Source organism: Collinsella aerofaciens, from assembly GCF_015558785.1.
Taxonomy (GTDB): domain Bacteria; phylum Actinomycetota; class Coriobacteriia; order Coriobacteriales; family Coriobacteriaceae; genus Collinsella; species Collinsella aerofaciens_P.
The window spans coordinates 65,730-86,495 of the sequence record NZ_JADMOP010000002.1; the positions used below are offsets into that span (position 1 = coordinate 65,730).

The 20,766-nt window shown below is 57.3% G+C and carries 19 protein-coding genes; 7 read left to right on the forward strand and 12 right to left on the reverse strand.

Translation table 11 applies throughout. From position 1 onward, the window contains the following. Positions 1-4: 4 nt before the first annotated feature. The 4 genes from I2G40_RS01415 to I2G40_RS01430 form a co-directional block, all read right to left on the reverse strand. Positions 5-1,729: a DUF2326 domain-containing protein gene (locus I2G40_RS01415; RefSeq protein ID WP_117769893.1), complete on the reverse strand. Its 1,725-nt coding sequence runs from the start codon at positions 1,727-1,729 to the stop codon at positions 5-7. Beyond that, the gene (locus I2G40_RS01420) at positions 1,710-1,955 is read right to left on the reverse strand and encodes an ABC-three component system middle component 6 (RefSeq protein ID WP_117769892.1); all 246 of its coding nucleotides are present in this window, start codon (positions 1,953-1,955) and stop codon (positions 1,710-1,712) included. The genes I2G40_RS01415 and I2G40_RS01420 overlap by 20 nt, the downstream gene beginning before the upstream one ends. Next, positions 1,942-2,394 carry a hypothetical protein gene (locus tag I2G40_RS01425; protein WP_195543943.1) on the reverse strand — a complete coding sequence of 151 codons (453 nt, stop codon included), beginning with the start codon at positions 2,392-2,394 and terminating at the stop codon, positions 1,942-1,944. The genes I2G40_RS01420 and I2G40_RS01425 overlap by 14 nt, the downstream gene beginning before the upstream one ends. A gap of 139 nt (positions 2,395-2,533) precedes the next feature. Continuing rightward, entirely contained in the window at positions 2,534-2,731 is a 198-nt protein-coding gene (locus I2G40_RS01430) for a hypothetical protein (RefSeq protein WP_117769890.1), read from the reverse strand. 199 nt (positions 2,732-2,930) lie between these two features. Between I2G40_RS01430 and I2G40_RS01435 the strand changes: the two genes are divergently transcribed. Together I2G40_RS01435 and I2G40_RS01440 are read left to right on the forward strand one after the other, a co-directional pair. Further along, entirely contained in the window at positions 2,931-3,224 is a 294-nt protein-coding gene (locus I2G40_RS01435) for a hypothetical protein (protein ID WP_161144529.1), read from the forward strand. Positions 3,225-3,300: 76 nt separating this feature from the next. Beyond that, positions 3,301-3,597 (forward strand): hypothetical protein, encoded by a 297-nt coding sequence (locus I2G40_RS01440; RefSeq protein ID WP_117769888.1) that lies wholly within the window; start codon positions 3,301-3,303, stop codon positions 3,595-3,597. Here I2G40_RS01440 and I2G40_RS01445 read toward each other — a convergent pair. After that, a complete protein-coding gene (locus I2G40_RS01445; RefSeq protein WP_195625377.1) occupies positions 3,566-4,477 on the reverse strand; it encodes a hypothetical protein in 912 nt (303 codons plus the stop codon). The genes I2G40_RS01440 and I2G40_RS01445 overlap by 32 nt on opposite strands. Before the next feature lie 130 nt (positions 4,478-4,607). Between I2G40_RS01445 and I2G40_RS01450 the strand changes: the two genes are divergently transcribed. Further along, positions 4,608-4,952 (forward strand): hypothetical protein, encoded by a 345-nt coding sequence (locus tag I2G40_RS01450; protein ID WP_161144528.1) that lies wholly within the window; start codon positions 4,608-4,610, stop codon positions 4,950-4,952. 87 nt (positions 4,953-5,039) lie between these two features. Here the strand turns inward: I2G40_RS01450 and I2G40_RS01455 are convergent, their stop codons facing one another. The 3 genes from I2G40_RS01455 to I2G40_RS01465 form a co-directional block, all read right to left on the reverse strand. Beyond that, complete coding sequence (locus I2G40_RS01455) at positions 5,040-5,198, reverse strand: hypothetical protein (protein ID WP_171021499.1); 159 nt, start codon at positions 5,196-5,198, stop codon at positions 5,040-5,042. 312 nt (positions 5,199-5,510) lie between these two features. Next, positions 5,511-6,932 carry a 6-phospho-beta-galactosidase gene (lacG, locus tag I2G40_RS01460; RefSeq protein WP_216595099.1) on the reverse strand — a complete coding sequence of 474 codons (1,422 nt, stop codon included), beginning with the start codon at positions 6,930-6,932 and terminating at the stop codon, positions 5,511-5,513. 75 nt (positions 6,933-7,007) lie between these two features. Then, positions 7,008-8,765, reverse strand: a complete 1,758-nt coding sequence (locus tag I2G40_RS01465; protein WP_195543944.1) for a PTS lactose transporter subunit IIBC — start codon at positions 8,763-8,765, stop codon at positions 7,008-7,010. Between the two features lie 284 nt (positions 8,766-9,049). Between I2G40_RS01465 and I2G40_RS01470 the strand changes: the two genes are divergently transcribed. Continuing rightward, positions 9,050-10,051 carry a LacI family DNA-binding transcriptional regulator gene (locus I2G40_RS01470; RefSeq protein WP_195543945.1) on the forward strand — a complete coding sequence of 334 codons (1,002 nt, stop codon included), beginning with the start codon at positions 9,050-9,052 and terminating at the stop codon, positions 10,049-10,051. A gap of 337 nt (positions 10,052-10,388) precedes the next feature. Here I2G40_RS01470 and I2G40_RS01475 read toward each other — a convergent pair whose 3' ends face one another. Together I2G40_RS01475 and lacG (I2G40_RS01480) are read right to left on the reverse strand one after the other, a co-directional pair. Next, on the reverse strand, positions 10,389-12,149 hold the full coding sequence (locus I2G40_RS01475; RefSeq protein ID WP_022094682.1) for a PTS lactose transporter subunit IIBC: 1,761 nt from the start codon (positions 12,147-12,149) through the stop codon (positions 10,389-10,391). A 176-nt stretch (positions 12,150-12,325) separates the two neighbouring features. Then, positions 12,326-13,768, reverse strand: coding sequence for a 6-phospho-beta-galactosidase (lacG, locus tag I2G40_RS01480; protein WP_022094683.1), 1,443 nt, complete (start codon positions 13,766-13,768; stop codon positions 12,326-12,328). A 350-nt stretch (positions 13,769-14,118) separates the two neighbouring features. Between lacG (I2G40_RS01480) and I2G40_RS01485 the strand changes: the two genes are divergently transcribed. Beyond that, positions 14,119-15,147, forward strand: coding sequence for a LacI family DNA-binding transcriptional regulator (locus tag I2G40_RS01485; protein WP_055285449.1), 1,029 nt, complete (start codon positions 14,119-14,121; stop codon positions 15,145-15,147). 276 nt (positions 15,148-15,423) lie between these two features. Here I2G40_RS01485 and lacG (I2G40_RS01490) read toward each other — a convergent pair whose 3' ends face one another. Together lacG (I2G40_RS01490) and I2G40_RS01495 are read right to left on the reverse strand one after the other, a co-directional pair. Continuing rightward, entirely contained in the window at positions 15,424-16,863 is a 1,440-nt protein-coding gene (gene lacG / locus I2G40_RS01490) for a 6-phospho-beta-galactosidase (RefSeq protein WP_022094685.1), read from the reverse strand. A gap of 66 nt (positions 16,864-16,929) precedes the next feature. Next, positions 16,930-18,696, reverse strand: coding sequence for a PTS transporter subunit EIIC (locus I2G40_RS01495; protein ID WP_195543946.1), 1,767 nt, complete (start codon positions 18,694-18,696; stop codon positions 16,930-16,932). A 357-nt stretch (positions 18,697-19,053) separates the two neighbouring features. On the opposite strand from I2G40_RS01495, the gene I2G40_RS01500 reads away from it, so the two are divergent. Both I2G40_RS01500 and I2G40_RS01505 read left to right on the forward strand, forming a co-directional pair. Then, positions 19,054-20,058, forward strand: coding sequence for a LacI family DNA-binding transcriptional regulator (locus I2G40_RS01500; protein ID WP_195543947.1), 1,005 nt, complete (start codon positions 19,054-19,056; stop codon positions 20,056-20,058). Positions 20,059-20,272: 214 nt separating this feature from the next. Continuing rightward, complete coding sequence (locus I2G40_RS01505; RefSeq protein WP_055252615.1) at positions 20,273-20,611, forward strand: PTS lactose/cellobiose transporter subunit IIA; 339 nt, start codon at positions 20,273-20,275, stop codon at positions 20,609-20,611. Positions 20,612-20,766: the final 155 nt, after the last annotated feature.

Below are 20,766 nucleotides of genomic sequence, written 5' to 3' on the forward strand. Positions count from 1 at the left end.
ACTCCTACGACGCAACACCTTTGCCACGCGTGAAAAGCATATCGTCAATCGAAAGCTGCAGGATTTGCAGTTTACCCTGCTCCTCGGCTGGTATCAGCGACGAATCGAGCTTCTCCTTAAGGACTGCGACTATGTACTGGCAGTTGATTGTGCTGGCGCGTGCGATTATGTCACGCAACACCTTACCCTCGATGTTTTCAAGGACGTCATGCACTATGAAGCGCGGAGTCTTGATGCCCTTTGATTCTGCAAACTGCTGATACGCTAAATCAAATGCGGCGATGAGTGACTTGCGTGTGCCCGTGCTGGAGCCAGCGGTATCACGTATTGCAACGGGGAACTTGTTCGACTCTTCATAGTAAACGAGCAGCGGCGATTCGTTGTTGAACTCCCTGGCAAGCGGAGTGAAGAATGCGTTAAACGCAAGCATCATTGCAGCAAAATCGTTGGATTGCGGCTCGTCGCCATCATCAGACGAGCCAAGCGATGCGATTTTTCCCTCAATGCTGGTCTGTTCTACCTCAAAGCTGTTGAGCGTATCTATTACTTCTCGGCATTTGCCGATACTGCTCGAAAGCTCAACTAGGCGTGCCTGAAGCGACTCGTACTCATCGATGAGGTCTTGCTCCACCAATGACATGAATTGGCTGTTCTGCGATGACAGTTGGCTGATTTCACGTTGCACAGATGCACGCTCGGCCTTCAGTTTTTCTGCCACACTCGCGAAATAGGCAATCTTGTTGTCGCAGAGCTGGTTGTTGAATGCGACCATCTCTTCGAAAGTTGCATTCACCATCGGGATCATCGAACAGACTTCCTCGAAAAACCGTCTGCTCAAATTAACGTCGGCTTGTCTACCGCGCTCTTGCATAGCAGTCTGCAGGGCCTCTTCATTTCGTTGCAGCCTGTAGTCTATGTCTGAGAGTTGCAGTGTCAGAGATGCGTATCGGGTGCGTGTAGCCGCGATTTCATCGCGGTTGGCCCTGTAGACATCGGCGTCGATGATGCTGTTGAGCTTGCACTGGACTTCTTCATGCTCGGCTTCGAGCCCTGCAAGTATCTGCTGCTGCTCGCTGACCGTATCGACGTTCTGGACTTTCTTATAGCGTTTGATGGACTCACGCGTCTTGTTCAAGTCCTTGTTGAGGTCGTCACGCTTTTTGTCGAGCGCCGGATCTGAGATGCCGAACAGAGCGTTGTAGACACTCCGGTAGATGGATGTGCTGCCGCTGGGAACGGTTTTGAGGAAGGAATTATCATCCCCGCCTACGGACACGCGGACAAATGAATTGATCAATTGGCGAAACGTGGGCACATTCGCTTCGTTCCCGAAAAGCAAGACATTGAGTCGTTGCTGGTAAGCTTTCTGCCCCATCTTTTCGCCGTCTATGTAGTACCTTCCATTCGGGAAGAGGTCGATTGTGAGAATCACGTCATCGCCATCGGGAAAATCCGATGTCAGTGTCATGTCGACGGCGATCTTGTTTGTGACGATGAAATCGCGTAGCTCCTCGGTCACCGTGCCCGTGTCGGCGTCTGTGTAAATGAGCTTCCTGTCCTTGGCGCCCATTGCGATATCAATGAGCTTGAGGAAGGTTGTTTTTCCAACGCGATTGTGCGATTCGGAGTCCTCGGTATCGACGATGAGGTTGGCACCCTTGTGGAATAAGACCTCGCGAACTATTTCGTCAGTTGTTGTCTTGCGAATTCTAAGCGACTTGATGAACATGTAGCCCTCCCTTCTCGTCTATTGACACGCGTCCGAGGAGGAAGAGAAAGTCCAAAGCCATGACAAAGAAGTCGTAGCTCACTTCTTTCTTGACCAGAGTGTTCGCCGTTACCTCATAGAGTTGACCGGCGTCCAAGCCTGGGTTCTGGTCGATGTAGCCATCCAAGGCGGCAGCGATGTAATAGACCGTGCTCGTCGGCTCATTATTGCGATCAAGCAGCAGCATCGTCATCACCTGGCCTCAGAAGGCCTCTGCATTTTGCCACGGCAACGGCAATCAACGCAACGCAGAACTGGTTGATGATTTCTTCGGGGACCTCGTCAGCCTGAAAGCTTGCGTCATTCACAATCATGTTATAGATCTCGTTCTCGATGAGCTTGAGCTGTGCATCGCCGTTTCCTACGCACAGCTTGCCGTCATCGCGAACGTCTGCCACATTGACAAACATCTTGTTCAGCCTTTGGATGATGGCTTCGCTGTCGGGGAATTCCTTGATCACGCTGTCGAGACGAGCGTAGTTCTCAGAATACTCGTTGATGATGTTTAGGTAACGCGGTGCGTGGTTGTAAATCAGCTTCTTCTCTATAGGAGGCGGAGGCGTAAGGGGGAAATCTTCGCCCGTTGGCTCAGTCGACGAAATCATGATTTGCAGGAGTTTATACATGAGCGTCTTTGTAAGCGGCCGGTGCGGGCCAGACGAGACGGGCTGGTAGATGTTTATGTCATGTGAGTCATAGCTATTGGAGTCGCCGGTTATGTTCGTGGCGACCTTTCCAATTGCGCTCTGGCTTGTCTGCGTTGGCTTATCGCGAAGCATGGATGTTCGCCGAGTTGTTGCTGCCTACGACGTTTGTGGCAACTTTACCTGTAGCGGTCTGCGAGTTGTCGCTTAGACTCTTTTTGATTGACTTGATCTCTTGCTTGTTTTGGAGCGAGATGACGGCGGCGGCGATGGATGCGATAGACGCGATAATTCCAAGGATAAGGTTCACAGTCTCCATCTTGCCTCCCAAATGTCAAGTCCAATATTCTAGACCATTATCGAGCGTTCGCTCGTTGCGTTGCCTCTAATTCTTGCTAATGGTCACAAACTGCCGAACGGACTGGATGACCTCACTTTGTGACCGACCTTTAGCCTATTTGCATGGTTAAGGGACGGTTCGTTTGTGCTGGCCTATGTCAATCGAAAGGCAGGCCGACATGGACGGAGACGACCATAGCATCGACGACGAGGAAGAGGTCGCAGCGCAGGCGGGCGGCCAAGAAGGGGTCGCGCAGGCGGAAGAGCCGCAGGCAGTGGACTCGGAGAGGGGCTACCAGGCGCTTCTCGCCAAGCAGGAGGCTCGCATCAAGGAGCTTGAGGGGCAAGTGGCCGAGGCTGCCAAGAGCGCCGAGGTGGCGGACGCCCTGCGCGACGAAATCCAGCAGGTGAAGGCCAGGCGGCCGATGAGCGCATCGCCTTCGCGGCAGACATGGCGACGTTCGCAACCATGAACCTGACCCACCTCTTCTACTCATGCACGGCGCTGGAGGTGGTCTCCGGTTTGGGCAACCTCGCAGGTGTCAAGTCGTGCGGTTCGCGTTCGCTTCGCGCTCGTCGCCCGCCGAGCTGGACTTCCGAGGCTTCGACCCGTCTGCGCTCACCGACCTGACCTACTGCTTCTCGGGGTGCTCGTCGCTGGTGACGATCTACGCCGACGCCACCTGGGCGCTGCCTTCGAGCGGGGTTTCGGACTCGCAGTGCTTCTATAACTGCTACAAGCTGACGGGCGGCAACGGAACCACGTATGCAAGCAGCAGGACGGTTTATACCCACTTCCGTATCGATACGACGGCTACGCCTGGTTACCTGACTGTCTCTGCTTGACATGCTCTTTGGCTACGGTATTTGCGTCAGTCTGGGTAATATCCGAGAACATTTCATCAACGATGCGGACATGGCATTCATAAGCTGCATACCTGCTGGATCTCACCGCATTTTCCGCTTCCTGCAGGCGTGTTGCAGCATCCCTGAATCGGGATTTTGCCGCCATTTGCCCCATGATGGAGTCTGGGTGGTTGTCACTGAGTACGTCTGCGTCTCTCAGTTCTATTTCCGCACTTGCAATGCGTTCCATAAGCAGATTGTATTGGGCATCGCCGACCTCAGACAGGCAGAGCACAAGGTCTTTAAACGCTGCTGCGGTCAGCATTCGATTGAGCACTGCCCTGCAAGCTTCTGGCTCGGCATTCGCCTTCGCGACCATATCATTCACGAGGTATTTTTCCCATTCCTCATGGTCTCCGCCGTTGCCGCCAGACTGTTCCGGAAGCCACTCCGCACTAACTTTTCTCGTCATACGCTCGATGGACAGAACAGCCTCGCCGCTGAGACCAAGGAAGTCAGCAATATCTTGGAGCTCGTACGTATCACAATCGGTCTCCCCGATGAGAAAACCTACTGGCTTTCCGAATATGTCAGCCAGATCTACGAGGTCATCCCATTGAGGAAACTGATCTCCTTTTCGAAATCGGCTGATCTTTCTCGCAATCGCCTTGCGGCCGTTCTCCCTTTCCACTGCATAGCGGTCATCGGCTAGCGAGGCATCATCGGCACCGTTACGCTTTTGATAGAGCAGACGCGCAAGGCCGATATTGCTAATGCCTCTGCGCCCCTTTTCTATTTCATAGCTTTCCATCAAACCGCTGAGTCTCTTTGGAAAAATGTCCTTAGGGCGATCTTTGCGGACGTACATTGTCTTAATCATTCCTCATTAACAACAGATAAGACAATTATAGGACATATACCGTCTTATTTACCGATGGCATGATAGCACTGTCGAAAGTGAGCACCCCAGTGGAAGCGGTGCTGAAGTGAAAGAAAGTGAGGAAAAGGCAATGACGACTTGGGACTATGCGCAATTGTCGCATCTGGCGAAAGAGCTCGGTGGGCCTCAGGCGCTGATCAGCAATATCAGAGCGGGCGGGATTTCCGTTGGAAGAATCCAGGGTGGAGTAATCGGTTCTGTAGCCACGCTAGTCGCAGGTGGAATCGGACTGTATGCCTACGACAAGCACCAGAGGAAGATCGCTCTTGCTGAACAGAGTGCAACCATGCTCAAGGCGAACATCGAAGTATACGAAGAGGCACATTCGTCAACAGAAGTTGATGAGGCTACGAGAGAGACGCAACATAGTGAGGAGGAAACGGTAACTGAATCCAGTGGCGGCGAAGAGGCCTAGCCACCAGATTCATTAGACAGCCACTACCACGAGGAGCCCCGGTATGTACCAGGGCTCCAATTCGTTCTTATACCTTGCAGCGGATACTTAGATCTCTCGGGACTTGCAGTAGAGCGGGTCGCCCTCTCCGACCAGCACATCCCACCGCCATTGCGGGGTCTCGGTGCCGGACTGGCAGAGCGCATCGAGGGGCATGACTTTTTGCTCGGGCGAGCAGGGGCAAAGGTCTGCCTTGATGTGGGCCATGTCTTCGGCCTGGCCGGCGAGCTTTTTTATCCGGGGACCATGCTTTCGGCACGCGATCCCCCATCCTCAACCTCCCAAATCAAAAACTCAATCTGTAACACCTAGACTCGATTTGAGCAGATATCTGTTACAGATTGAGACGTTTCGGCAGAGTGATTCCCGTTTGTCTTGATTTGTAACAGGTAGAGGCAAAAAACTCGACTTGATGTTACAGATTTAGACAAACGGCTGCCGACCCGCGCGAAAACAAAAAGGCCGCATGCGAACCCGTGGAGGGATTCGCATGCGGCCGACAGGGGTATGCGGCGGAAACTAGGCCATGAGCAGGCCGGTCTCCGCGACGTTCTTGTACCAGTACGCGCTCGCCTTGGGATAGCGCTTCTGGGTCTCAAAGTCGATGTAGAACAGGCCGTAACGTTTGTTATAGCCGTTGGTCCAGGAGAACTGGTCCTGCAGCGACCACACAAAGTAGCCGTCGACGTTTACGCCGCCGTCGATTGCCTTGAGGATCCATGCGAGATGTTGACGCATGTAGTCGATGCGAGGGGCGTCGTCGATAAAGCCATCCTCGAAGTCGTCCTTATAGCCCATGCCGTTCTCGGTGATGTAGATCTTCTTGTAGTTGGGGTAATCGTTCTTAATGCGCAGCAGCAGGTCGTAGAGGCCCTCGGGATAGATGATCCAGTCCCAATCGGTGGTGGGTACGCCTTCGCGCACGCATGACTCGCCCACGCCCTTGAGGAACCAGCGCGAGGAGCCCTTGTCGCCGGTGCCATTGTGGTTGATGTCGTTTTCGCCCTCGGCGGCACGCAGGAACTGGCACTTGTAGGTGTTGACGCCCAGGCAATCGTTGTAGGGGAGCGCGGCGGTCAGCGCGGCGATGTCCTCGTCGCGGACGTCGAGCTCGCCGCCGGCGATATGGGCCAGCTTGGTCGCAGCCTCCATGGTGTCGGCTGCATAGTGGCCGCGGAAGGTGGCGTCGAGTACCCAGCGGTTGTTGATGACGTCGGCCATGCGAGCTGCCTCGCAGTCGGTGGCGTTGTTGGGGTCGAGGGGATACTTGGGCTCCAGGTTCTGGACAATGCCGATCTCGCCCTCAAAGCCGCCCTCGTGGAAGGCGACGACGGCCTTGGCATGGGCCACCATCATGTTGTGCATGAGCTGGAAGGCCTTATCCAGGCGATACTTCTCGCCGTGCGGCCAGTTGCCGACGATAAAGCTGCCCTCGGCGGTCGCGGGAATCTCGTTAAAGGTAAACCAGTGCTTGACCTCGGTGAACTCGGCAAAGCAGAACTTGGCGTACTCGACAAAGGCGTCGATCGTCGTGCGCGTCAGGAAGCCCTCGCCGCCGTTCTGGTAAAAGGCCTCGGGCGTATCAAAGTGATCGAGCGTGACATAGGGGATAACGCCGGCTTTATTGCAGGTGGCAAAGAGCTCGTGATAGAAGGCAACACCCTCGGGGTTAATCTCACCAGTGCCGCTGGGGAAGATACGGCTCCAAGCGATGGAGACACGAATGCCGTTGATGCCGAAGCGCTGGCACAGGTCGATATCGACCGGGTACTTGTTGTAGAAATCGCTTGCGGGGTCGGGGGAGAAACGGCCCTGAGCAGCCAGGAAATCGTCCCAGGGCACTTTGCCCTTGCCGTGTGTACGGGTCTCGCCCTCAACCTGGTAAGCAGCGGTGGCGCCGCCAAACACAAAGCCGTCGGGGAACTGCATGGGGTTGGTCATGAGTCATCCTTTCTGTGGGATACGAATAGGGAGAGGTGCCCGAACCGGGAATCCGGGCACCAACAGAGGGAGGAACTAGTCGAGGTTCTCGCGGAGCCACTTGATGGCGCCAGCGGGGTCGCGAGTAAGGTCGATATATTCCTTACCGCGGGGAGCGAGCAGCTTAATGCCCAGGCGATCGGTGTCGGCCTTCATGTCGTTGTAGTAGCTACGGACCTGCGGGGCAAGCACGATAACGTCGTACTGATCCATGATGGCAGTGTGCTGACCATAGGCACCTGCGGAGGAAGCAATGTTCTCTCCGGTCTGCGCGGCACCTTCCTTGATGGCGTTGGCAAGCATGGCGGAGGTGCCGGCGCCAGCGCACAGGACGAGGACCTTCAGACCGTCGACATCCTTCTTAGCGGATGCGTCGAAGGCGGGCTCGGGCTGATCGGCGACAGGCTCGCTGTCGACGGAAGCGGCAGTCTGCTCGACAGCGGGCGCGGGGGTGCTGGCAGCGATGGTGGCAGCACCATCGGACTCGAGACCCAGCTCGGCGGCGCGCTCGGCCTCCTGGTCGCAGAGCAGCTTATCGTATGCCTTCAAGAACGGCAGGTAGATGATGGCGTCCAGCAAGATGATGATCGCGACAAATACCAGGGCAATAAGCTGGAAGTTCGTGGTGATGAAAATGCCGATGGGGGCGGGGGTGGCCCAGGGCACCACGAAGGAGAAGCCGTTCATGCCCACGTTATCGATAAAGAACTTGGCAACACTCACGTTGACGCAGCCGGCGGCAACAAAGGGGACGAGCATGTAGGGGTTAAGGATCATCGGCGCGCCAAAGAGCAGCGGTTCGTTGACGGCGAAGGCCACAGGAACAATCGAGGCCTTACCGACGGCTTTGAGCTGCATGGATTTCATGAAGAGAATCAGCAGAAGCGGCACGATGAACGTGGCGCCGGTGCCGCCGAACTCACCCACGAGCGACATGTTGAAGGTGAGGGAATGGGCGGGGTGACCACCGGCCAGCAGAACCTGCAGGTTCTCGGCCTGGTTGGCAAGACGGATGGGGTCGATGCCCGGCTGGACGATCGAGGGGCCGTGGACGCCGATGAACCAGAAGAACGCGGTGGCTGCCTGGATAAGGATAAGGCCAGGATAGGTTTCTGCAGCGGTAAAGAGCGGAGAGAGCAGTTTGATAAGCAGCTCGGAGAACGGAACGCCCATGAGGTTGCGCACGACGACATCGATGATGCCGCAGATGATGACGGCGCCGCCGAAGGGGATGATGTCGCGGAAGTTCTGAGCGATGGCGCCCGGGACCTCCTTGGGCAGCTTAATGGTCAGATCGCGCGAGACGCAGAATTTGTAGACCCACACGGTAATGAATGCGGCGATATAGGCCGAGAACAGGCCGCGCGTGCCCATGCTGGTGCAATCGAAGACCGAAAGTTCGGAGCCGTTGAACTTGGTGGTGAACTGCGTGACTGCGAGCAGCAGCATGCTGCACTGGGCGGCCACCATGGTGGAACCGTCGTTGAGCACTTTGCCGGCGGGCATACGACGGTTCATGGATGCCGTGAAGTTCTTGGCAGTGGTACCGGCAACCATGATGCCCATGACGCCCATGGTGAAGTTGTAGAGCTTGTTGCACCAGTCGATGAGCGGCTGGGGCAGCGTGATGCCGACTACGCCGGGAAGGGTGGCAATGAGCAGAAAGATCGAAGAGGTGAGGACAATGGGCATGCACCCAAGGAATCCGTCCTTGATGGCCTGGAGGTATATGTTCCTCGAGATCTTCTCAAAGAACGGTTGATGCTTTTCGAGCATCTTTACGATGGCGTCCATAGAGCTCCTTTGCTACTTGATGCGCGATGCATGTGGATGGAACTGGTCGTCGATGGATGGTCAGGACTGCCCGGAAACCTTCCTGCTTAAGGAAGGCATTGCGAAATGACAACGTTGTCATTTCGTTAATGACAACGTAAGACATTTTTGGAAGAGCAACAAGGATTTACGGGTGAGTGGTCGATATTGTCCGGTAAACGGTTGATTTGTTAGTCGGGCAGGTAGTGTATGCTAGAACGCAAAAAACAAGTGATTGAGAACCGAGTGGAGAAGCAGTGGCAACGATGGACAAGAAAAATGTCTCGATGAACGATGTGGCGATTGCCGCGGGTGTTTCTCTCAAGACGGTTTCGCGTGTGATCAACGAGCCCGATAGCGTGCGAGAGTCGACACGCGATAAGGTTCATTCGGCCATGGAGGCGCTCGGGTTTCGAACCAACTTTGCCGCGCGTTCGCTCAAGTTAGGCCGTTACGGGTGCATCGGCGTCGTGCTGTTTCACTTGTCGGGCGGTGCCGTGGACATGATTGACGGTATCGCCGATGCCGCCGAAGAGCGAGGCTTTGCGCTCACGATGATCAAAAAGCGGGCGGGGGAGAAGATGACCCTTGCCGAAGCGGCGCGTAGGATGTCGCAGCTTCCCGTCGACGGCATGATCTTCAACCTGCGTCAGATGGTCGATGACTTTGATACCTTTGAGGCGCCGAAAGACCTCAAGACGGTGATTATCACGCCGATGGAACATCCTAACTGCTCTACCGTTAGTGACGATCAAGAGGGTGGTGCGCGCATGGCGTGCGAGCACTTCTTAAATCGCGGGCACAAGAACGTGTATTTCGTCTCTGGTAAGAAAGAGTCGCTGTCGAGCCAGTGCCGTATGAAAGGTTGGCGTGCGGCACTCGAGGCGCGTGGCATTGAGCCGCCCGAGCCTCTGCAAGGCGATTGGAATGCGGATAGTGGCTATGCCGCGGGCCTTGCGCTTGCCGATAAACCCGATTGCACGGCGGTCCTCGCTGCTAACGACTGCATGGCAAACGGCGTGATGATGGCTCTGCGTGACAGAGGACTCAGGGTGCCCGACGACGTGTCCGTGATCGGCTTTGACGACGAACTCTACAAGACGATTCCCAACTCGATTCTGACGTCAGTGAAGTTTCGCCACCGCGAGCTGGGCGTCCGTGCGCTCAACGAGGTCGTCGCGGGTCTGGAAGCTCCGAGCTCCAGAAGCCGTACGCTCGTCTCGGGCGTGTTGGTCGAGCGTTCCAGCGTAAAGGACTTGCGGGCGTAGACGTGCTCGGCCTATTCCGTTTGTCTCAATCTGTAACAGCTAGGACCCAAAAACTCGGCTAGATGTTACGGATCGAGATTTTTGGCCCGGCTTATTCCGTTTGTCTCGATCTGTAACAACTAGACGGTCAAAAGTGGTCTACATGTTACAGATTGAGATTTTCGGCTTGGCCTGTGCGTTCATCTCGATCTGTAACAGCTAGGACCGAAAAACTCGGCTAGATGTTACAGATTGAGATGAACAGGAGGACGGGTGCGGTCTAAACAAAATGGCCCGCGCATCACACATCGATGCACGGGCCATTTATTGTCTGCAAGCGGCAGGTGGTGTCAGCGTCTTATGCCTCGAGGTTTTCCTCGATCCAGGCGACGGCACCCTTGGGATCCTTAGTGAGGTCGATGTACTGTTTGCCCTTGGGCGACAGCAGCGTGATGCCCAGGCGGTCGGTGTCGGCCTTCATCTCGTTGTAATAGGTGCGAACCTGCGGAGCCAGGACGATGACGTTGTACTGGTCCATGATGGCGTAGTGGCTGCCGTAGGCACCGGCGTTGGCGGTAATGTCGATGCCCAGCTCGTCGGCGCCTTCCTTAAGCGCGTTGGCGAGCAGTGCAGAGGTGCCGGCGCCAGCGCACAGAACCAGAACCCTCAGATCCTTGCCCTTAAGGGCGGACGGAGCTGCGGAGGCCTCAGTGGCAGAAGCGGTCTCGACAACAGGAGCCTCAACGGCGGGGGCGGCAGCGGTCTTGACGGCCTTGGTCTCCTCGGCCTCTTCTTCGGCCAGGGTCTCGGCCTCCTGCTTGCACAGGACGTTGTCGTAGGCCTTGCAGAACGGGTAGTAGATCAAGAAGTCAACGACCAGCAGGACGACAACCAGGACCAGAGAGATCGGCTGGAAGTTGGTGTCGATGAAGGTGCCGATCGGTCCGGGGAGTGCCCACGGCATGGCATAGATAAAGCCGTTCATGCCCAAAAAGTCGATGAAGAACTTACCAATGAGGACGTTGGCCACGGGGGCAAACAGGAACGGGATCAGGAAGTACGGGTTGAGGATGATGGGCGCGGCGAACAGCAGCGGCTCGTTGACGGCGAACATCACGGGCACGACAGAGGCTTTGCCGACGGCCTTGAGCTGCTTGGAGCGCATAAAGAGCAGGAAGATGATCGGGACAATGAACGTGGCGCCGGTGCCGCCGAGTTCGCCGATGTAGTTACCGAAGTTTTCGGTCAGGGCGAGGGCGGGGTGACCGCCGGCCTGCAGCGTGGCGAGGTTGGTGGTGATGTTGCCAAACAGCGCGGCGTTGAGGGCAGGCTTAACGACCGAGGGGCCGTGGATGCCCATGAACCAGAACAGCGGGATCATGAACCAGATGAGGGCGAGGCCGGCGTAGGAATCGGCAGCGGCGAACAGCGGGCTCACCAGCGTGGAGATGACGTTGGCAAACGGGACGGCCAAGCAGGTGCGGCAGATAACGTCGATGACGGCGACAAACAGGATGGAGAAGCTGAAGGCGAAGATGTCGCGGAAGTTCTGGGCGATGGCGCCGGGGACTTCTTTGGGCAGCTTGATGGTGATGTCTCGCTTAATGCAGAAGGCATAGATGTTGACCGTGGCAAATGCGGCGACAAAGGAGCTCAGCAGGCCCTTGGTGCCCATGTTGTCGGTAAAGAACACCGAGACATCGGCGCCGTCGATCTTGGCACTCGTCTGGGTAACGGCCAAGATGAGCATAGCGCACATGGCGGCGACCATGGTGCTCGTGGCGTTGATGGCCTTGCCGGCAGGCATGCGGCGGTTCTTGGAGCCGGTCAGCGCGCTTGCGGTGGTGCCGGCGACCATGATGCCCACGACGCCCATCGTGAAGTTGTAAACCTTGTTGCAGAAGTTCACGACGTCGACGTTCCACCAGTCGGGCAGCGTAAAGCCGCCGACCGTGGCGACAACGCCCGGCAGGGTCGAAATAAGCAGGAAGACAGAAGAAGACAGGATGATGGGCATTGCTGCCAAAAAGCCGTCTTTAATGGCCTGAAGGTAGATGTTCTTAGAGACCTTGTCGAAGTACGGCTGACCTTTCTCCAAGAACTTAACGATCGATTCCATAGTTCACGCTCCTCTTTGCATGAAATCTTAATGGCATGGACGTTGAAAACCTATATGGTCTCCCGCTTGCTAAAAGCCCGGGTGCAGGCGGGGTCGGTCCCAGGGGGAGAGAGGGGAGCGGCTGGGTTTGTATCGCATAGGGCCGCTCCCTTCTCGGGGGAAAGCGAGGCGATGCGCTACTGCGCGTCCGCCATAGTGTCGGCGAGCTCCTTGTACCAGAGTGCCGACTGCTTGATGTAGCGTTTTTGCGTGTCGAAGTCGATGTAGAACAGGCCGTAGCGCTTGTTATAGCCATTGGCCCACGAGAACTGGTCCTGCAGGCTCCAGATAAAGTAGCCCTGGACGTCGACGCCCTCGGCGCGCGCCTGGAGCACCTTCTCCATGTGCTGGTCGACAAAGTCGATGCGCTCGGGATCGGCGACGATGCCGTTTGCGTCGGGCTCGGGGTCCTTGTGGCCCAGGCCGTTTTCGGTGATATAGATGACGGGGAGGTTGGGATAGGTGGCGCTGATGTGCTTGAGCGTGTCGTAGAGGCCTTGCGGGTAGATGAGCCAATCCCAGTCGGTGGTGGGGATACCCGGCATATCGACCTGCTGCCCGACGCCCTTAAACTTAAAGCACGAGGTGCCCTTGTCTCCGGTGCCGTTAAAGCTGTTGGTGGACTCGCCATCGTAGGCGGCGATAAACGCCGACTGATAGTAGTTGAGGCCGAACATATCGTTGCGGGGCGCCGCCTTGGCGAGCTCCTCCATGTCGCTGTCCTCAACCGTAAGTGTGGCGTTGTTGGCACGCAGAATCTCGTTGATGAGTGAGAGGGTGCGCGCGGAGTAGTGACCCAGGAAGGCGCCGTCCATGATGAAGTCGGTGTAGAAGGCGTTGTACAGGTCGGCGGCGTGCTGGTCGGCGGGCGAGTCGGTGGCAGGATATGCCGGCGTCAGGACGTTGACCATGCCAATGCGTCCGCCCAGGTGCTCGGTCTCGTCAAGATCCTTATACAGGTTGACGGCGCGGGCGTGGGCAACGAGCTCGTTGTGCTGGCTCTGGATGCCGCTCGTCACATCAAAGTGATGGTTGGGCGGGAAGTTGCCTTGGATGTATTGGGAGTGCGAGAGGCTGATGAGCTCGTTGATGGTGAACCAATTCTTGACCTCGCGGAACTCGCGGAAGCAGAACTCGGCATAGCGCACATAGGCGTCGACGGTCTTGCGGTTGAGCCAGTCGCCCTGGTTGAACAGGGCGGCGGGGGAGTCAAAGTGATGCAGGGACACATAGGGCTCGACGCCATACTTTTTGCAGCAGGCGAACAGCTCGTGGTAGTGCTTAACGCCCTCGGCGAGGGGTTCGGCATCGTCGCCGTTGGGGAAGATGCGGGTCCAGGCGATGGACACACGAATGGCGTTGAGTCCATGCTCGGCAGAAAGGCGGATATCCTCCTCGTAGCGGTTGTAGAAATCACTGGCCGGGTCGGGCAAAAAGCGACCCTGGGCGACAAGGTAATCGTCCCACATGGTCTTACCCTTGCCTGCCACCTTCGTGGAACCTTCCGTTTGGTACGCGGCGGTTGCGGCGCCCCAAACAAAGCCCTTCGGCAGCTGCTGTACGCGGTTTAGCAAAGACATATGCATACATCCTCTCGTCTCGCTGTTCGATATTGTGCGTTTGCGCTCAGGAGGCTCCCTGGTTAGCGTTCAGCGGTGAAAAAGCCCGATAAACACTATCTTAAAATGATTAGAACCAAAATGAGCACGTGAACATTTGACAATGAGCACGTTAACATCCGGCTGGGATGTATAGAAACAAAACAACTTCAAACAGCTGCGAACGGTTGTATTTGTTCGGTAAGCGGTTTTGATTGACAGAAGTTTTCATGTTGTGGTATATGGCTCGGGTATCATGAGCACGTTATCAATGTATGTACGATGCGCCATGGGCGCGGGGAATAGTTGGGAAGCAGGTTAGCGTGGAAGGCATGGATCAGCAGACAAGGAATGGTCGTTCGGCGAGCGCGGCAGAGGTTGCGGCGCTCGCTGGCGTGAGCCGCCAGACTGTGTCTCGCGTGGTCAACGGTATGCCCAACGTGACGGAAAAGACGCGCAAGCGTGTGCTGGCCGCCATGGAAGAGCTGGGCTTTCGTCCCAATTTTGCTGGAGCGGCGTTGCGCGGCGGGTCGTATCGTTCTATTGGCCTGTGCATGTACAACATCACACGTGTCGGTAACCTGGCGACGCTCGAGGGTATCATGCAAGCGGCGCGCGAGCATGATTTTGCCGTCACTATGATCGAGATGGGCGGCGACAAGCCCTATGCACTTGCCGATGCCTCGCGCCGCATGGTCGAGCGACCCGTCGACGGCATGATTCTCAACATGAACCGCATGGCTCCCGATTTTGAGGAGTTTGTTCCCCAGCCGGGAGTGCGAACGGTCATCCTGTCCATGTATGCGCATCCGCGCTGCACGACGATCGACTCCGACCAGTATGGTTCGTGCGAGCTGTTGACCAATTATCTGCTGGAACATGGTCACTCGAATATGCGGTTTGTGGCGGGTCCGGAAAACTCGATTTCCTCGCGTTTTCGTGAGGCCGGTTGGCGCGATACGCTGGGTCGTGCTCATGTCGATGCCGCTCCGATGCTGCGTGGCGATTGGAGTGCGGACAGTGGGTACGCCATGGGCGAGCGGATTGCGGCCGAGGTGCTTGCCGGCGGGTCGCAGACGCCGACTGCCGTGCTTGCGGCAAATGACCAGATGGCGCTGGGCGTTATCGCCGCGCTCGAGAACGCGGGCCTGTCCGTGCCCGACGACGTGAGCGTGGTTGGTATCGACGACGCACTCGAGGGACTTGTTCCTCACAATCGGCTGACGACGCTGCGATTTGATTTGCGCGGTGTCGGTAAGCTTGCGTTTGAGGCGGCGATTGGAGAGAGCTCGTCTATCGAGGCGATTCATGTGCCGAGCACGCTGGTCGAACGCTCGACTGTTAGGGACATACGGGGTTAGGTCCTACTCCGTCTGTCTCGATTTGTAACAGGTAGACGGTCAAAAGCGGGCTACGTGTTACAGATTTAGAATCTTCGGAAAGAGCAATCCTGTTCGTCTCAATCTGTAACAGCTAGGACCCAAAAACTCGGCTAGTTGTTACAGATTGAGACAAACGGACCCCGAACCGCCCAAAAAGGCCGGGGGCGGCGCGCCGTGTGACGTGCCGCCCCCGGCTGAGAAATGGGGACAGGTTATGTGGGCGGTGCAACTCCGCCAACCGCTCGCCGCAAGCCGCTAGTCCAGACGACGGGTCTGCGCCACGTGCTTATACCAGTAGGCGCTTGCCTTGGGCGTGCGCTTCTGGGTTTCAAAGTCAACGTAGAAGAAGCCGTAACGCTTGTTGTAGCCATTGGTCCAGGAGAACTGATCCTGCAGGCTCCACAGGAAGTAGCCGCCTACGTTGACGCCAACCTCCATGGCCTTGAGCAACCAGCGCAGGTGCTGCTCGATGTAGTCGATGCGCGGCTGGTCGTCCACAAAACCGTCCTTGTAGGGGTCCTTGTAGCCCATGCCGTTCTCGGTGATGAAGATCTGCTTGTAGTTGGGGTAGCGCTGCTTAATGTAGACGAGCAGATCGAACAGGCCCTCGGGATAGATGATCCAGTCCCAGTCGGTGGTGGGGATACCAGGCTTGTTCACATGCTCGCCAATACCCTTAACGCGCCAGCGGCCGGTGCCCTTCTCGCCCGTACCGTTGTGGTGCAGGTCGTTCTCGCCATCGTAAGCCTTCAAGAAGCGGCACTGGTAGTTGTTAACGCCCAGGTAGTCGTTGTAGAGCGCGGCCTCGCGCATAATCTCGAGGTCCTCGTCCAGGATCTCGATGGTGCCGCCTGAGACGGCAGCCAGGCGGTTGGCGCACTCGAGGGTGTCGGGGGCATAGTCGCCGCGGAAGGTGGCGTCGAGCAGAAACTGGTTCTGCAGCACGTGCTCGTTGTTGGCGGCTTTGATGTCGGCGGGGTCGTTCTCGTTGAGCGGATACTTAAACTCCAGCGACTGAATGACGCCGATCTTGCCCTTAAAGCCGCCGTTGTGGAAGGCCAGCACGGCCTTGGCGTGGGCGAGCATCATGTTGTGCTCGCACTGGAAGGCCTCGGCCAGATGCGCCTTGACGCCACCGGGGAAGGTGCCCTCAATGTAGGTGTTGGAGGCGTCGGCCCAGATCTCGTTAAAGGTGAACCAGTAGGTTACCTGGTCGGCGTACTCCTTAAAGCAGAAGGTGGCAAAGTCCACAAAGGCGTCGATGGTCTCGCGGTTGAGGAAGTCGCCCTTCTCAAAGAGGGGAAGCGGCGTATCGAAGTGATGCAGCGTGACAAACGGCTCAACGTGGTGCTTGTGGCACTCGGCGAAGAGGTCGTGGTAGAACTGGACACCCTCGGGGTTGATTTCGCCGGTACCGTTGGGGAAGATGCGGCTCCAGGCGATGGAGAGGCGGATGCCGTTGATACCGAACTCCTCGCACAGCTCCAAGTCGACGGGGTACTGGTTGTAGAAGTCCGAAGCGGGATCGGGGGAGAAGCGCCCCTGGGCCTCCAGGAAGTCGTCCCAGGCAACCTTGCCCTTACCGTGGGTGCGGGTCTCGCCCTCTACCTGGTAGGCAGCGGTGGCGCCGCCAAAGACAAAGTCCTCGGGAAACTGCGCGGGCGGGTTGGTGACGCTAGCAGGGTTAACGGACATGATGATCCAATCGTCTAAATCGAAGGGCCAGCCGGCTGTGGATGGTCGGCTGGCCCTGAGCGTTACTTACTTCGAAAGCTGCTCGGAGACGAAGGCGAGAGACTTATCGCCGTTCTGGGAGAGCTCGATATACTGCTTGCCACGGCAGGCGACGCACTTGTTGCCCACGCGCTCGCAGTCCTTCTGCAGGTCGGCCAGGTAGCTTGCGGCCTGCGGGGCCAGGACGACCAGATCGAAGTCGGGGAGCATGTCCACGTGGTTGCCATAGGCCTCGGCAGCGGTCTCAAGATCAATGCCGCGCTCCTTGGCGGCCTTGGCCAGCGCGTTGGCGAGCAGGCCCGAGGTTCCGCCACCCTGGCAGAGCACGAGTACGCGCTTGCCGTTGAGGTCGCTGGCGGTCGTTGCCTCAACGGCGACAGCGGCGGGAGCATCGGTCTTTACAGCCTCGGCAGCGGCGCCGGCGGCAACGCTCTTGGCATCGGCCTTGCCCTGGAAAGCGTCGTTGAGCTTGGCGGCCTTCTCGGCGTTCTTGGCGGCGAGCTCCTCCTGGGAGATCTCGGCCTCCTCGGCGCACTTCTGGGCGTCATAGGCGCGGAAGAACGGATAGTACAGAGCGAAGTCGACGACCAGGATAAGGGCGAGCATCACAAAGGCGAGCGGCTGGAAGCCCAGGCCCATGATAGTGCCGATGGGGCCGGGGACGGTCCAGGGCAGGGTGTACATAAAGCCGTTCATGCCCAAGAAGTCGATAAAGATCTTGAGGATCCAGATGTTGGCGATCGGGGCAAAGACAAACGGGACAAAGAAGACGGGGTTGAGCACGATGGGCGCGGCGAACAGCAGCGGCTCGTTGACGGCAAAGCAGACGGGGACGATGGCGGCCTTACCGACGGCGCGCATCTCCTGAGACTTGGCCAGGAAGCAGAACATAAAGACCAGGACGAGCGTGGCGCCGGTGCCGCCCATGCAGACGACGAAGTACTGGGCACCCTGGGTCAGGACAGCGGAAGCGTGCTGGCCAGCCTGGAACGCAGCCAGGTTGTCGGTCATGTTGGCAACGAGGGCGGCGGCGATGGCGGGCTCGACGATCGAGGGGCCGTGGACGCCCACGAACCAGAACAGGCTCATGGCGCCGTAGATCACAGCGAGGCCGATGTAGCCATCGGCAGCGGTGAACAGGGGCTGGAACACCTGGATGACGCCCTGGGCAAAGCAGAAGCCAAAAGCAGCGCGGAAGGCGATGTCAAAGACCCAAAAGACGGTGATGCAAACGGAGAAGGGGATGATGTCCTTAAAGGTCTGCGAAATGTTGGGCGGAACCTGCTCGGGCATCTTGACGGTGATGTTGCGCTTAATGAAGAACTTGTAGATGATGCCAGTCACAAACGCAGCGATGAAAGCGGTCAGCAGGCCCTTGGAACCAAGGTAGGTGGTGTTGAAACCGCTGGCGGCGTCCGTGGCGATCGTGTCGCTCGAAAGGAGCAAGAAGCCGATGATGGCCGCGCACATGCACGAGATGAAGTTGATCTGGTTGTTCTTGGGCAGATCGCGGTTCTGAGCGTCGGCGAAGTGCTTGGCCGTGGTGGCGGCGCAGGCGATGGCCAGGATGCCCATGGAGTAGTTGTAGCACTTCCACAGGGCGTTGTTGATGTCATCGGGCCAGTAGAAACCCCAGATGTTGGGGACCGAGGCTACCAGGCAAAAGATGGACGAGAAGATGATGATGGGGATGACGGAGATAAAGCCGTCGCGGATCGCCTTGAGGTACTTGTTGCGGGCGATCGCGTTGAAAAAGGGCTGGCCCTTTTCGATGATGGCGATGAGTTGCTCCATGCAATGCTCCTAAGAGTCGGTGGGTTAGCAACGATGGTAGCTTTTGACTTTCGGTTGCCAAAATGTTGACGTTGCCATTTTGTGACACAAAAAAAGAAGCGAACCGGTGGTTCCTGTGCCTGCGAACCGTCGATTCCTTACGCGTAAACGTTTGAGCCGCCCGGTGGCTCTGTGTTTGCACAATGGCAACGTTAACATTTGGTCGACAAAAGCCGTTTGGGGAAGCAAAAATGTCGGTGAACGGTAGGTTTTGGGTGGTGAGCGTATGGTGGGGGAGGCGTTGGATATACTTGAAGGCGGTAAAAATGACTGCGCAAGGTGCCATCAATGGCATCGTTGACATAGAAAGATCGACCTATGGCCGCTGTTAAAAAATCGGTATCCGTTAAGGATGTGGCGCGTCTCGCGGGCGTCTCGGAGCAGACGGTCTCGCGCACCGTGCACGATTCGCCCAGCGTGCGCCCCGAGACCAAGGAACGCGTGCGTGCCGCCATGCGCGAGCTGGGGTATCGCCCAAACTTTGCCGGTCGATCGCTGCGCCGCGGTAAGTTTAAGACCGTCGGCGTCGCCATGTTCAACATTACCGGCACCGGCAACCTCGACCGTATGGAGGGCTTTGCCGCCGCGGCCGACAAACACGGCTATGCCATCACCCTCACTAAAGTAGACGGGCATCCGTATACCCTCGAGAGCGCATCGTCACGCATGAGCGCACTGCCAGTGGACGGTATGGTTGTGATCATGAATCGCATGCCGGCGGACTTTGGCACCTTCGAGCCGCTACCTGGCATGCAGACGGTGCTCGTTACCATGCTGGAGCACCCGCTCTGTTCAACGGTCGATAACGACCAGTTCGATTGCTCGCGCCAGGTGGTCGAGTATTTGCTGGGGAGGGGGCACAAGACTGTGCACTTTATCTCATGCCCCGAGCGCTCGCTTTCGGGCATGCGGCGCGAGGAAGGCTGGCGCGAGACATTGCGCGCGCATGGCATTGAGCCCCCGCAGCTCGTGCGCGGCGACTGGACGGCACAGAGCGGGTATGCCGCAGGCCAGGCTCTGGCGGATGATCCGACCTGCACGGCCATTTATGCCTCCAACGATGCCATGGCATATGGCTGTATCCGTGGGCTCGAGTCGCGCGGGAAGTGCGTGCCCCAGGACGTGAGCGTGGCGGGTGTTGACGATAGTCTGGGCGATATCGTGCCCGACCGTCGCCTGACCACGGTGCGCTTTGACAACAAGCGCGTCGGCATGTGGGCGGTCGACAAGATTGCCGGCGCCGATGGGGGTGCGTCTGGCGTGGAGCACATGCTGATCCCCGGTGTGCTCGTAGAGGGCGATACGGTGCGCGATTTGCGTTAGGGTGCGGTCCTGTTTGGGTTGTCACTAACTGTGTTCGATATTGTTCAGATTGGTTTAAAAACCGTTCACGGGCGAAAAGTGACCGTTCATAGCTTGAAATTGCGTTTTGCGCTGTTCTTTTTTGTTTGAATGTTAATGTTTCTGTCATACAGAACGCAGCGCGTATGCCCGGACGCGATGCTCTCCATTGGTTCATATGTGAAAGGAACGCAATATGGCAACCAAAGAAGAAATCTCGATGGTTGGATTCGAGATTGTCGCATACGCAGGTGACGCCCAGACCGATCTGCTTGCAGCGCTCGATGCTGCTCGCGAGGGCGATTTTGAGAAGGCCGAACAGCTGCACAAGGATGCCAGCGATGCACTTATCGGCGCCCACGACACGCAGACCAAGCTGCTTTCGCAGGAGGCCGGCGGTGGCGAGATGGAGATGACCTTCATCATGGCTCACGCTCAGGACACTCTCATGACCACTATGATCCTGGAGAAGCAGGCCCGCTTTACCATCGATGCCTACAAGCGCATCGCCGAGCTCGAGGCCAAGCTCGCCTAACGAGCCCTCACAACCAAGTCCCCTTCCAAAAGCTCTGCCGCTACCCGCGGCAGGGCTTTTTCTGTCCTCCTCCAAGTTGCGGTGAAATAGGGACTGAATAGGGGCCGACGGGCGCAAAACAATCCCTATTCCACCGCAACTCATCCGGAGATAGT